Below are 12,853 nucleotides of genomic sequence, written 5' to 3'. Positions count from 1 at the left end.
TCAATGAAAATAACAGCTTTCACTCTACTTCTGTGTTTAAACGGTTTGTTTTCTTTATCACAGACTTTTCAAAAAAAACAGACTTTAATTCCACTGGACAACATCAAAGGTGTGCCCTTTATGAAAGATCCCGATGTACCTATGGACCTACTTATCATGGGTTTTGACGTTGACTCTAAAGGGAATTTTTATTTTTTTGGTGGGAAACAGCCCTGCCTCGCCGTTTTTGATTACAACAGACAGATCTATCGCAAAATCTACAAAGAATTAAATTCGGGAACCGAGCTACATTCCTACAAAGGCAGTTTTTACGATTTTACCTTCGATAAGAAAGGTGAGTTGATCTTTATAAAAATAAATATGACTAATGGATCGCTTTATAAAATAAATAACCCATTGGTTTCAAAACACTTTGTTGCTAAAACCATTATGGACAGTTGCATAATATTGCAAACACCATCAAAGAATTCAGACGATTACATTTTTGAGAAATTTGATTTAAACGGCAAGTTTCTGAAGCAAGTTAGTAATGAGTATGATATACCTGTCAATATTTTTCCCGATAAAAAAGAACCTTCCGATTGGGATTTAGTGGGTAAGTGGGATGGGAATTTTATTTTCTGGACCATTGATCCGGAATCGTCCGGGCATGAAAAACTGTGCATGGTGAATAAAGATGGGAAGATTTTAGCGACAAAACTGCTTCCCGCAAATTTTTCCGGGAAAGGGTACGCCGAGAACCCCTCTGAAGATAGAAAGGTAAGGAATGGCAGTTTCTTTGTTTTAGGCCGGCAAGGCAATTACGCATTGATAACGGAAGTACCGTTGCAAACCTTCTTTTATAAATAAATGAGAAGCCTGAACTAAGATTTGGAAACCGCAAAGTACATTTTCAAAACCACCGGCATATACCTGGTTTTGTGCGTCGCGACATTTTTAATGCTGCTGGGCATTGTGCGTTACATCCCGATGCAGGATAATATCGGCTTCCTCAAATTCAAACAGGATTACATCCACATCATTCCCTGGAAGATCGCTTTTTATACACACGTATTCTCGGTAATATTCGCCCTGCTGGCGGGCTTAACACAGTTCTCCAGTTTTATCCTGAAGGAACACCGCCGTGTCCACAAAATAATGGGCAAAATATATGCTTATGATATCCTGTTCATCAATTTTCCGGCTGCTTTCATCATGGCTATTTATGCCAACGGGCAGCTGCCGGGCAAAACCGCCTTTCTTGTTCTGGATTGCCTGTGGTTCTGGTTCACCTACAAAGCTGTAGCCGAAGTGAGGCGCAAAAACATCAAAGCGCATAAGGAATACATGATACGAAGCTACGCACTCACCCTTTCGGCAGTAACGCTGCGGACTTGGAAAATTATTATTTTAGGTTTTGTTTACGTCGATCCCCTGCATCTTTACATGATAGATGCGTGGATGGGTTTTGTGCCGAATTTGTTGCTGGCCGAATGGTTGATACGAAGGAAGAGAGCAGCCAATAAAAAGGCTATCGCTCTATCCTGAAGTTATTACCAATGATGATTAAAATCGCCAGAAATATGACCGCAAAGCTGCCGATGAATACAATTGCGTTAATGGTCTTAGGATATTTATTGCCCGTTTCTACCAATCTATTATAAACTATACCGGATACAAAGGCAGCACCACCTATTGATACCGCAAACATCATAAGGATAATAAATCCAAGCATTTATCTTTTTTTGCTCATTAAAACGAAAGAAATAACATTTTAATATCGATCGCTTTCATCTTTCCAGCCTGATGCTGTTGAGAATAATAATAAAAATGGCAGCAAAAATGAGGACGTAACAGCCTGCAAATACCAGGATACTGATCAATCGCGGCGACTTATTGCCGACCCTTATTAACCTTTTATACAAAAAGTAACACACCAAAGATGAGCCCGCTAACGGTATACCGAATAGCAAGCCAAGCAAAACTGCATCAGGCATAGGGTTTTATTTATTATGCAAAACTAAGATAGTGAATTAATTGGCAAACAACCCCAAAAGGCGGGATTGGGAATATCATAATACGATCAAAAAAAGCATTACAAAAAACATAACAATGAATCCACCGATAAAGATCCAGATACTTGCCACCCTTGCATTACTGTGCCCGGCTTCCTCAAATTTTCTGTACAACACAGTTGAAGAAAGAAGAGATATTGCAAGTGGTATACCGAATAATAAGAGAACCATTTTTAGGCTGCCTGAAAAGGAATAAGCGATCTTGTTAAATCTATCGCCAATATAGCTATTCCCGTTGTTATTTCTGGTATCCTGTAAAAGCGAACATCAATTTTGCCAAGCCAAATTGATATATTTATTTTGAGTCATATTAAAACGATCCTTCCATATCCAATTCGGTAAGCTATCCGACCACTCGCTGGATTATTTACAGGGGATATTGCAGGATGCCCGGCTTACCACCATCCTGTCGCTCAAAAACTTAACGGTGGCCGAACTGCACTGGCAATATAAAACAGGGTGGAACACTATTGGCGCTTTGCTCTCGCACATGGTAGCTATTGAGAATTATTTTCGGGTGGAGTTTGTGGAGGGGCGAAAGTTAACGGACGAGGAAACCCAAAAATGGCTGCCTGCAATGGATATGGGCAAATACCTGCCGCAACTGATAACCGGGCAAGCTGTTGAACATTATGTAGCCGAACTTAGCCGGTCGCGGGAAATGATGCTTGCTTCATTAGCTAACGTTACGCACGACGACCTTACCCGCCGGATAAACGATTACGATGCCGAAACCGGCTGCAACCTGGCCTGGGTTTTATATCATATGGTGGAGGACGAAATATACCATCGCGGGCAGATCAGCATCATCAGGAAGTTTTACAGAGATATGGGTGGGGTGTGATCTTCGTTATTCCGCCATGTCATTTCGAACGAAGTGAGAAATCTTATACGGGCGACAAGCAGGGCGAGTAAGATTTCTCCTCGTTTCCCTCGTCGAAATGACAGAACATATAATTCCTTTGCTTTATCGGGCTTTACAGACGATACAGCACGGCGAATCAATTATTAGCGTAAGCCGGGTAATACAGCATCCTGGATTTGGTTTCAGTAACCAGGCTTCTGCTTTTCATATCCAGGGTTGATACCAGGGGCCTGCCGCAGCAATTACAAGTATGGCGGGTAAGCAAATTTTCTGTCGTCTCCGGCAGGCGGGTCTCAACCATTAATTGGAAAACCGAATAGGGGCATTGCATATTTATGCAATATAAATGATAAACTTCTATTGTCTTTTTCATGACCTGTTTGGTGTTAACAGATCAAAGTTGTTGAATAGGAAGCCGCAGAACTATAGACGGGTTTATGAAATATCTGTAGTTGTTTGGTTGACAAGCGGCCCCCTCTAAATACCCCCCGGCAGAGATACTTTATTTGCACATCCGCACATCTGGAATCAGCACATTAAAGATGCGTATTACTCCTGAACAGCTTGATAGCTATGGCCAGCAGTATCACCCCGAACGCTTTTCGCAGGATGCTGACACCGGTTTTGCCGAGTAGCTTCTCCAGCCATTTTACATTCTTTAATACCAGGTAAACAAACAGTGTGTTCAGCACAATACCCACAATGATATTCTGTGTTTGGTATTGTGATTTGAGTGAAAGCAGGGTGGTCATGGTTCCGGCGCCGGCTATAAGCGGAAAGGCCAGCGGTACAATGGATACGGTATCGGGCACGTCGTCTTCTTTAAAAAATTTGATGCCCAGTATCATTTCCATCGCAATAAAAAATATCACCAGCGAACCGGCTATAGCAAAAGACGCTATATCGATACCAATAAGGCTAAGCAAACCATTGCCCGCATACAGGAAACCTACCATGAGTATCAATACGGCAACCGACGCTTTTTCGGATTGAATGTGCCCGGCCTTTTGGCGCAGCTCGATGATCACGGGAATGGCGCCCATAATGTCGATAATGGCAAAAAGGATCATCGTTACCGAAATGATCTCCTTAATGTTGAATATATCCATCGCTTTTAATCTTGTTGTTTTTTGCGCAGGCGCATACTAAACAACAAAGCTATTAAAATATAAAATGCTGACAGGAAGAATATTGCATGAACTGACAATGCGCCGATAAAACCCGCGCCGATCGGGCCCAATATCTGCCCTAACGACACATACGACTGGTTGATCCCCAATACCCTCCCCTGCTCCGACCGTGAATTGTTTTCGGCAATAATGGCATTAAGCATAGGGTTTCGCAAGCCGTTGAACAGTCCGTATACCGTAAGGCAAGCTCCGAAGATGAGAAAACCCGTTGCAAAACCGGCAAGCAACATCGCGACAGCACAAAACAGCGTTGAAATAAACAGGATCAATGTTTTTGATTTTAAGGCCCTGGTTACTGCCGAAATACTAAGCTGCGCGACGATGCCAACAATACTAAAGGCCGCAAAGAACCAGCCGAGCGTGGTAGTATCTACCTTCAGCACATCGATGCTGAAAACCTGGAAACCTATAACCATGGTAAATTGCGCCATGGTGAGCAAAAACCCGGTAAAAATAGCCGTGCCGACAATAGGCTTGGTCATGATGGTAGCAAGCGATTTAAATATTTCGAGATAATGCGGGGTTTCCGCACTTTTCTTGCCTTCGCCGTTGGTTTCCTGTAAAAAGAATATGGAACACAACACTCCCAGCAACGATACCCCCGCCGCGAAGAAAAAGGGCACCTGCAACCCGAATTTACTCAACAATCCGCCAATAGCGGGCCCTATAATAAAACCGAATGCAAAAGCCGAGCCCAGGATACCAAAGTTTTTCGAACGATTTTCAGGCGTTGAACTATCGGACACCATGGCTTGTGCCACGGATATATTACCCCCTGTAAGACCATCCAGTATACGCGACGCGAACAACATCAGCATGCTTCGGGCCTCGGCAAACAAAATGAAGGATACAAACGTGCCCGCCAAACTGATAACGAGAATAGGCTTGCGGCCAAACTTATCGGAAAGCGCGCCCAGCAGCGGTGTGGCAAAAAATTGTGCAATGGAAAACGAAGCGGTAAGCAGCCCGAGGGTTTGCTTGGTTAGGCCGAATTCCTTGCCGTATTGGTATATCAGCGGAACGATAAGGCCAAATCCCAGCGAATTGATGACACAAATAAGTACTAATACCCACAGGTTTTTATTTCCCCGCATAAATAATATTCACAAAAAATTAAAAACGGTAATATTAGGTGTTTGCCCGCACAACGCCCGCCATGGCAATAAAAAAAGTGGCATCAGCACATCGCCAGGCCTATAACGTGTTTAATATTATAAAATTTTACCGGGCCGCTATAACCTAATATAAGTATTCGCGTAAAAGTAGCTGAATCTAAAGCAATTATATATCAAAAAATGAACGAAGTTAATACATCAGTTTTGGTTATTGATGACGAGGAAATGGTGAGGGATAACATTGAAGACATCCTGATACCACGCAACCAGTCCGAAGAACAGGAAGACATTGACAATGCCTTCGATGTGTTGTTTGGCAATACTAAACCATTGTTACTGACACGTACTCCCAGCATTCCGGTGTTCACCGTCGACAAAGCTTCAAACGGCATGGACGGCCTCAAAAAGGTTCAGAAAGCCATTGAGAACGGCACTCCTTATGCGGTTATATTCCTGGACATGCGCATGCCCGGCTGGAACGGCCTGGAAACCGCCATCGAGATACGCAAAGTTGACGCCAAAGCTGAAATTATCTTTATTACCGCCTACAGCGACCGCTCCATCGACGAGATCGTAGACCAGGCCGGCCAGAATGTGGGCTATCATTGCAAACCATACGCTCCCGAAGAAATTATACAGCTGGCTACCAAAGCCTGCACCGATTACAACAAACTTAGGAATTTGGAGAAACTGATCGAGTCGATAGCGAATATCGGCCTGAATAAAAATCAGCTAAATTCATTATTAAAAAACATACTGGAACAGCTTGCCGGTTCGCTGGACACCACCATGGCCCTGATCGGCAAACTGGATAAGGACCTGAATTACGAGAAAATATTATCCATTGGCGCTATTGAAGAGCGCATTAATATCGACGAGCTTACGGCCCGTGTAAAAGCTGCCGACCTGGAGAAAGACGAGGTTTGCCAGTTAGATGAGCTGGTGCTTGCCCGTATGGAGAACTATTATGTTTTCGCCCTGCTTCAGAAAGTTGAAAAGCTGAAGACGGAGAAAATGTACCTGCTGAAACTGTTTGTACAAAACGCGGCACACGCTATCCGCAATGCAGAGTTAAATGACAAATTGATACAGAAGGAAAAGCTATCCGCTGTGGGCCAGGTTATCGGTATGGTGATGCACGACCTGCGGACGCCTATCAAGAACATCAAATTTATGACGGATATGATGCGCGAGGAAGGCGCCGAAAACGACCTGATAGACATGATAGACCAGTCGGCTGAGCAGGCATCGGATATATTTGAAGACTTTTTAGATTTTATCAAAGAAATACCTGTACAGAAGAAACCTGTCGACATCAATAAAATAACGCTTGAGGCTATTGACCAGGCTAAATGTATTGAAGGATGCGGCTGCATCTCCATCCAGGCCTACATGCCCGACGGCCTGATAGTGCCCGGCGACGAAAGCAAATTGCGCAGGGTGATAAGCAACCTCGTAAATAATGCGGCTGATGTGCTGTTTGATCATAAAGTTCAAAACCCGTTTGTACACATTTCGGGGTGGGTTGAGGAAAAAAACCTGATGCTGGCCATTTGTGATAACGGGCCGGGCATTCCGCAGGATATAATGGGTACCCTTTTCGACCCGTTCGTCACCAAAAACAAGAAGAACGGTACCGGCCTTGGCCTGGCCATAGTAAAGCAGTATGTGAGCGCCCATGGCGGTAAAATTGCGGTAAGCAACAACAAGGGTGCGGTGTTTACTATCAGCCTGCCATTAGCCTAACCCAAAATAGCCGAAAATACCATGATGGATTTTGTTTTAAAGAGCGAAGGTACCGATAAAAGCACGGTTCAGCATACCGCGGAGGAGCTGGAACAAACGATAAAAAAGTATCGTGCGCTCATCTCATCGTCAAACACGGGCGCATGGGAGTATTTTCCAAAGGCCGATTTCCTGGATTGCAACAGTGTTTACTTTTCCATGCTTGGCAGGGAAATTAACGATTACGACCTGTCGGGAAGAAAAAACCTGGATAGCGTTTGGGCCGAACTGATACACCCCGAGGACCGGATGGAAGCTGTAAGCTGCTTTTTCGATTACCTGGTCAATCCCATAGGGATGTATGAGAGCTTCTTCCGGATGAAACATGCTGACGGAAGCTGGGTTTGGATATGCTCGCGCGGAAGCTCGCTTAAAGACGAAACTACCGGCAAGATAACCAGCCTTATCGGAACAAATGTTGACGTAACCGGCCAGAAAAAGGCTGAATCGGATATACAAAGTGAAAAGATACTGTTGCGCACCCTGATAGACAATTTGCCCGACACTATTTATGTAAAAGATGCCGAAGGCCGTAAAATAATTGCCAACAAAGCTGATGTAGCCTGCATTGGGCTAAATTCGGAAGCTGACGTGATCGGCAAGAACGATATCGAACTTTTTCCCGGCGAAATTGGGGAAAGGGGTTATAGCAACGATATGGAGGTGCTGAGCGGTAAGCCACAACTGAACAAGGAGGAATTCTTTTTTGACAAGGACGGTAAAGAACGCTGGCTATCTACGTCGAAGGTGCCGGTTTATGGCAAATCCGGCGTGATAGACCGCATACTCGGCATCGGCCATGATATAACTGAAAGGAAACGCTCGGAGGAAGCGCTGAAGAAACTTAACGAGGAGCTTAATGCGCAATCGGATGAGTTGAAAGTGCTGAACGGGCAGATACTTCTGCAAAAAGAGCAGGAGCTTGAGAAGGCCATTGCACAGGGCAAATTCGAAATAGCTTCAGAAGTTTTGCATGATATTGGTAACGCACTGGTGGGCTTTGGTTCGTACCTGAACAGGATAAACCGCGCAACCGAAAAGAACAGCCTTGATGCATTGAAAAATCTCAACGCTTTCCTGAAAAACCAGCATGGGCTTTTGAGTAACGCCATTGGCGAGGATAAGGCGAATGCTTTAGTCACCATAACGGATGGTATCTCGAAAACGCAGGCAGAGAATCAAAAAGAGATAAGCACCTCGGTAGGCGAATTGCTGCATATCGTATCGCACATACAGGAAATACTGAACATACAGCGCCAACTGGTACGCAACCATGGCGCATCGCACGAACGCAAACCGGTTAACCTGGTTGATCTGCTCGACAATTGCCGCTCAATGCTGCTGGCGTCGATGGAGAAAAAGGGCGTAAAACTAAGCGTTAATATCAAGGCTGGCAATCACGTGATCAAAGGCGATCATACCAAGCTCATGCAGGTGATACTAAACGTGATGAAGAACAGCCTCGAAGCTATCAACATGGAAGCCGAAGGCAAATGTATTTCCATTTCGTTGGATTCGGCCGACAAACACATTGAACTAAAGATTACCGACAACGGGCAGGGATTTGATGAGGAAACCAGCCAGAAATTCTTCCAACGCGGGTTTACCACCAAAAAGAGCGGCACAGGCTTAGGTCTTTATAATTGCCGGTCGATAGTGGAGAGCCACGCCGGCACTTTCGACATCAGCAGCGAAGGGCCGGGTTTAGGCTCGGTAACTACCATAAAATTTGCTATCTAATTTGCCTCATAAACAGTTCACAATGCAAACAGCCCCGGAGTGATCCGGGGCTGTTTTGTTATGTTAAGGGCAATGGGCAGGTTAGCCCAACTTCTCAAAATCAGAAGCGGTAGGCAATGCATCGCCTGCACTGCCAAGCTTACTATTTTTCTTGCTGTAGCTAAAATAAATCAATAAACCTACAACCATCCATGCAAGGGCGCTTAATTGTGTCCTACCTGGTAAGCTTAGGATCATGGCCGCACAAATGATAATACCCAAAATAGGAACAAGTGGCACAAGTGGTGTTTTGAAAGGCCGTACAAGGTTAGGATCTTTCTTCCGTAGTACCATTACGCCAACGCATACTACCACGAACGCAAACAGGGTACCTATCGACGTTAAGTCTCCCGCGACGGTTTCGGGCAGGAACGCTGCAAATGCACCTACAAAAACGAATAACAACATATTACTCTTGTAAGGCGTCCTGAATTTAGGGTGAAGATCGGAGAATACTTTTGGCAGCAAGCCATCTGTCGACATGGTATAAAACACCCTCGACTGGCCCAGCAGCATCACTAGTATTACTGACGAAAAGCCAAGTAATATGGCTACTGTTACCAATGTGGACAACCATCCGTAGCCTATCATATAGGTACTTATAGCATAAGCTACCGAAGCTTCCTTACCTGCATGCATAAAGTCCTGGTAAGGGGCAACGCCTGTTAGCACCCATGAAAATAAGATATACAAAACAGTACATATAACCAACGAACCAAGGATACCTATTGGCATATCTTTCTTTGGATTCTTAGCTTCCTGGGCAGCTGTCGACACTGCGTCAAAACCAATAAAGGCGAAGAACACAATACCCGCACCTCTTAGTACACCACCCCAGCCATGCCGGAAGAAATCGAGATAGGAATATGTCGTACCGTCGGGCAGCAACGCCGCCGGCGCGGTAGCCGGAATAAGATAAGGCGTATGATTTTTTGCCTGTATAAATCCCCATCCGATAGCTATAAACACTAATACAATGGCTACTTTCAGTATCACGATAATAGCATTAACGATAGCTGACTCCTGGGTGCCTTTTATAAGCAACAGGGACAATGCCAGCAGGATAACCAGGGCCGGCAAATTGATAATACCGTGGTGACTAACGCCGTTGATAATTGCCGACTCCATTGGAGAGTGGCACCATTCATAAGGTATCCCTTTCCCCGGGACTCCACCGCTAAGCAGCCGGTTGGCATATTCGCTCCAGCTTATCGACACGGTCGCGGCACCAAGTGCGTACTCCAGTATCAGCGCCCAACCAATAACCCAGGCAATGATCTCGCCCATAGTGGCATAAGCATAAGTGTAGGCACTTCCCGCAATAGGAATAATGGAGGCAAACTCCGCATAACATAAACCCGCGAAGGCGCAGCCGATGGCTGCAATAATAAATGAAATGGTAACGGCAGGACCTGCGAAACCACCTGCTGCTGCGGCTGTCCTTACGAAAAGGCCCGCGCCGATAATGGCTCCGATGCCCAGGGCGATCAAACTGCCCGAGCCAAGCGTCCGTTTCAGGGACTTTTCTCCGTCAGCAGTTGAAAGCAGTTGCTGGATCGATTTTTTTACGAATAAACTCATTATAAGATCAGTTGTTGTTTTATTGAGATAAAATCAGTTTTTCCAAACGTAATTAAATTTATTGAAATCTTAAAACCTTGCATGTAACAAAGGGATAACTGCATGTTTTTTCAAATTAGTATTTGAAACAATTAACCCTATCTACGCAAAAAGGCCTCCTTCCGGAAGCCTTTCTTTATATCTGTTTGGTTATTTATTAACCTTTCTTGTCTGTTTTCATTACCTGAACGCTTTTTACCTGCATCACGATCTCCTTTTTAACCGGGTTATCGATGCTGGCGGCAGCTTTGGGAACCTTATTGGCATTCAGATGCGGCGCGATAACCAAAGACACGATCGACATCAGTTTGATCAAAATGTTCATAGAAGGGCCCGAAGTATCTTTGAACGGATCGCCCACGGTATCACCTGTTACAGATGCTTTGTGCGGATCAGATTTTTTGTAGTGCATTTCGCCGTTGATCTCCACACCTTTCTCGAATGATTTTTTTGCGTTATCCCATGCACCACCTGCGTTGCTTTGGAATATACCCATCAACACGCCCGACACCGTAACACCGGCCAATAAGCCGCCTAAAACTTCAGGGCCAAAGATAAAACCTACAATGATCGGTGTGATCAAAGCGATCAAACCAGGGGCAACCATCTCACGGATCGATGCTTTGGTTGATATGGCCACACATTTTTCGTACTCGGGTTTAGCCTTATATTCCATAATGCCCGGAATATCGCGGAACTGGCGGCGAACTTCTTCCACCATCGCCATTGCTGCCCGGCCTACTGCCGATATAGCCAGGGCTGAAAATATGAAAGGTATCATACCACCCACAAATAAACCAGCAAGCACAGGCGCTTTATAGATATCGATATGTTCGATGCCGGCTACACCTACAAAGGCGGCAAACAGGGCAAGCGAAGTAAGAGCGGCAGATGCGATCGCAAAACCTTTACCGGTTGCTGCGGTAGTGTTACCTACAGCATCGAGGTTGTCCGTCCGGTGACGAACTTCTTCGGGTAAACGGCTCATTTCGGCAATACCGCCGGCGTTATCAGCTATCGGCCCGAAAGCGTCGATCGATAACTGCATGGCTGTAGTGGCCATCATACCCGCGGCAGCGATGGACACGCCGTATAAACCTGCGCAATAGTACGACCCGTAAATACCAGCAGCAAGTACCAGGATAGGTGCTACTGTCGATTCCATACCTACAGCCAAACCGCCGATAATGTTGGTGGCGTGACCTGTGGACGACTGGCGAATAATGCCCAATACAGGGCGTTTGCCCATAGCTGTGTAGTATTCGGTGATCATCGACATCAGCGTACCCACTACCAGGCCAACTAAAATAGCACCGTAAACACCGCTGCGTGTAAAGTGTGAAGCGCCGTCTTTCAATATGCCGGTCGCACCTTCGTCGCGTACCATGTGCAGGTCGTCGGCAGGTAGCATCCATTGTACCAGGAAATAAGTAGCAATAGCTGTTAAGATGATCGACATCCAGTTGCCTATGTTCAGCGCATTTTGAACGCTATCAGTTTCATTTTTTATTTTTACAAAGTAAGAGGCTATTATTGAAAAGATAAGCCCCAAACCGGCAATAACCATAGGTAACAACACCGGCGCAATACCACCGAAGTTATCGTGCGATACGATCTCGCGACCCAGTACCATAGTAGCCAGCATGGTAGCAACGTATGAACCGAAAAGGTCGGCGCCCATACCGGCAACGTCGCCCACGTTATCGCCCACGTTATCGGCAATGGTAGCAGGGTTACGCACGTCGTCCTCGGGGATACCGGCTTCAACCTTACCTACCAGGTCGGCGCCTACGTCGGCAGCTTTGGTATAGATGCCACCGCCAACACGGGCAAACAATGCAATAGATTCTGCTCCCAGCGAAAAACCGGCAAGCACTTCAAGCGCTTTAGCCATTGCTTCGCCGTTGATGTTGGCTCCGGTTACATTCTTCACATACATGGTATAAAAAACAATGAACAGCGAACCCAGCCCGATGATGGCCAAACCAGCCACGCCAAGACCCATTACCGTACCGCCCGTAAACGACACATTTAAAGCCTTGGCCAAACTGGTGCGGGCAGCCTGTGTTGTACGTACGTTAGCCTTGGTAGCGATGCGCATACCGATAAAACCGGCAAAAGCCGAAAGGAAAGCTCCCGTTATAAAGGAAATTGCAATGACCGGGCTCGAATTCTCAACCGTGGTACCTGAATAAGCCAGCAAAAGCGCGGCAACAACTACGAAATAGCTTAGAATTTTCCATTCAGCTTTCAGGAAAGCCATTGCCCCATCAGCAATGTAACCCGAAAGTTCGGTCATGTTGGCGTCGCCTGTTTCCTGTTTGGTAACCCAGGCAGACTTGCCGAGCATGAACAGGATGCCGATGATCCCCATAACCGGAATAAAGTAAATTAGGTTATTGTACAAAAAATCCATGTTTAAATTTTTGGTTTATAAATGATTGT

12 protein-coding genes are annotated in these 12,853 nt (G+C 45.5%); 6 read left to right on the top strand and 6 right to left on the bottom strand.

What is annotated here, in order from left to right:
- Positions 1-3 precede the first annotated feature (3 nt).
- Positions 4-849, top strand: a complete 846-nt coding sequence (locus FRZ54_RS11265) for a hypothetical protein (RefSeq protein ID WP_147031706.1) — start codon at positions 4-6, stop codon at positions 847-849.
- A gap of 21 nt (positions 850-870) precedes the next feature.
- On the top strand, positions 871-1,527 hold the full coding sequence (locus FRZ54_RS11260) for a DUF2306 domain-containing protein (RefSeq protein ID WP_228462692.1): 657 nt from the start codon (positions 871-873) through the stop codon (positions 1,525-1,527).
- Between the two features lie 242 nt (positions 1,528-1,769).
- Here the strand turns inward: FRZ54_RS11260 and FRZ54_RS11255 are convergent, their stop codons facing one another.
- Entirely contained in the window at positions 1,770-1,976 is a 207-nt protein-coding gene (locus tag FRZ54_RS11255) for a hypothetical protein (RefSeq protein ID WP_147031705.1), read from the bottom strand.
- A 115-nt stretch (positions 1,977-2,091) separates the two neighbouring features.
- Here FRZ54_RS11255 and FRZ54_RS24455 point away from each other — a divergent pair, with 115 nt between their 5' ends.
- Both FRZ54_RS24455 and FRZ54_RS11250 read left to right on the top strand, forming a co-directional pair.
- On the top strand, positions 2,092-2,250 hold the full coding sequence (locus FRZ54_RS24455) for a hypothetical protein (RefSeq protein WP_187359816.1): 159 nt from the start codon (positions 2,092-2,094) through the stop codon (positions 2,248-2,250).
- Between the two features lie 183 nt (positions 2,251-2,433).
- A complete protein-coding gene (locus FRZ54_RS11250) occupies positions 2,434-2,898 on the top strand; it encodes a DinB family protein (RefSeq protein ID WP_187359815.1) in 465 nt (154 codons plus the stop codon).
- 157 nt (positions 2,899-3,055) lie between these two features.
- On the opposite strand, the gene FRZ54_RS11245 is transcribed toward FRZ54_RS11250, so the two are convergent.
- The 3 genes from FRZ54_RS11245 to FRZ54_RS11235 form a co-directional block, all read right to left on the bottom strand.
- The gene (locus tag FRZ54_RS11245; protein ID WP_147031703.1) at positions 3,056-3,292 is read right to left on the bottom strand and encodes a hypothetical protein; all 237 of its coding nucleotides are present in this window, start codon (positions 3,290-3,292) and stop codon (positions 3,056-3,058) included.
- Positions 3,293-3,455: 163 nt separating this feature from the next.
- Positions 3,456-4,028, bottom strand: a complete 573-nt coding sequence (locus tag FRZ54_RS11240) for a MarC family protein (RefSeq protein WP_147031702.1) — start codon at positions 4,026-4,028, stop codon at positions 3,456-3,458.
- Between the two features lie 5 nt (positions 4,029-4,033).
- Entirely contained in the window at positions 4,034-5,203 is a 1,170-nt protein-coding gene (locus FRZ54_RS11235) for an MFS transporter (protein WP_147031701.1), read from the bottom strand.
- A 201-nt stretch (positions 5,204-5,404) separates the two neighbouring features.
- Here FRZ54_RS11235 and FRZ54_RS11230 point away from each other — a divergent pair, with 201 nt between their 5' ends.
- Both FRZ54_RS11230 and FRZ54_RS11225 read left to right on the top strand, forming a co-directional pair.
- Complete coding sequence (locus FRZ54_RS11230; protein ID WP_147031700.1) at positions 5,405-6,970, top strand: ATP-binding protein; 1,566 nt, start codon at positions 5,405-5,407, stop codon at positions 6,968-6,970.
- 21 nt (positions 6,971-6,991) lie between these two features.
- The gene (locus FRZ54_RS11225) at positions 6,992-8,749 is read left to right on the top strand and encodes a PAS domain-containing sensor histidine kinase (RefSeq protein WP_147031699.1); all 1,758 of its coding nucleotides are present in this window, start codon (positions 6,992-6,994) and stop codon (positions 8,747-8,749) included.
- Between the two features lie 81 nt (positions 8,750-8,830).
- Here FRZ54_RS11225 and FRZ54_RS11220 read toward each other — a convergent pair whose 3' ends face one another.
- Complete coding sequence (locus FRZ54_RS11220) at positions 8,831-10,369, bottom strand: amino acid permease (protein ID WP_147031698.1); 1,539 nt, start codon at positions 10,367-10,369, stop codon at positions 8,831-8,833.
- Positions 10,370-10,565: 196 nt separating this feature from the next.
- A complete protein-coding gene (locus FRZ54_RS11215; protein ID WP_147031697.1) occupies positions 10,566-12,824 on the bottom strand; it encodes a sodium-translocating pyrophosphatase in 2,259 nt (752 codons plus the stop codon).
- Between the last annotated feature and the right edge of the window lie 29 nt (positions 12,825-12,853).

The organism is Mucilaginibacter ginsenosidivorans (genome assembly GCF_007971025.1).
GTDB classification, from domain to species: domain Bacteria; phylum Bacteroidota; class Bacteroidia; order Sphingobacteriales; family Sphingobacteriaceae; genus Mucilaginibacter; species Mucilaginibacter ginsenosidivorans.
This window is presented reverse-complemented; position numbering and strand designations above follow the sequence as displayed.

Bases quoted from the DNA above. Each gene is read 5' to 3' on its own strand.
- FRZ54_RS11265 (WP_147031706.1), top strand. From the start codon at position 4: ATGAAAATAACAGCTTTCACTCTACTTCTGTGTTTAAACGGTTTGTTT.
- FRZ54_RS11255 (WP_147031705.1), bottom strand. From the start codon at position 1,976: ATGCCTGATGCAGTTTTGCTTGGCTTGCTATTCGGTATACCGTTAGCG.
- FRZ54_RS24455 (WP_187359816.1), top strand. From the start codon at position 2,092: ATGAATCCACCGATAAAGATCCAGATACTTGCCACCCTTGCATTACTG.
- FRZ54_RS11245 (WP_147031703.1), bottom strand. From the start codon at position 3,292: ATGAAAAAGACAATAGAAGTTTATCATTTATATTGCATAAATATGCAA.
- FRZ54_RS11240 (WP_147031702.1), bottom strand. From the start codon at position 4,028: ATGGATATATTCAACATTAAGGAGATCATTTCGGTAACGATGATCCTT.
- FRZ54_RS11235 (WP_147031701.1), bottom strand. From the start codon at position 5,203: ATGCGGGGAAATAAAAACCTGTGGGTATTAGTACTTATTTGTGTCATC.
- FRZ54_RS11230 (WP_147031700.1), top strand. From the start codon at position 5,405: ATGAACGAAGTTAATACATCAGTTTTGGTTATTGATGACGAGGAAATG.
- FRZ54_RS11225 (WP_147031699.1), top strand. From the start codon at position 6,992: ATGATGGATTTTGTTTTAAAGAGCGAAGGTACCGATAAAAGCACGGTT.
- FRZ54_RS11220 (WP_147031698.1), bottom strand. From the start codon at position 10,369: ATGAGTTTATTCGTAAAAAAATCGATCCAGCAACTGCTTTCAACTGCT.
- FRZ54_RS11215 (WP_147031697.1), bottom strand. From the start codon at position 12,824: ATGGATTTTTTGTACAATAACCTAATTTACTTTATTCCGGTTATGGGG.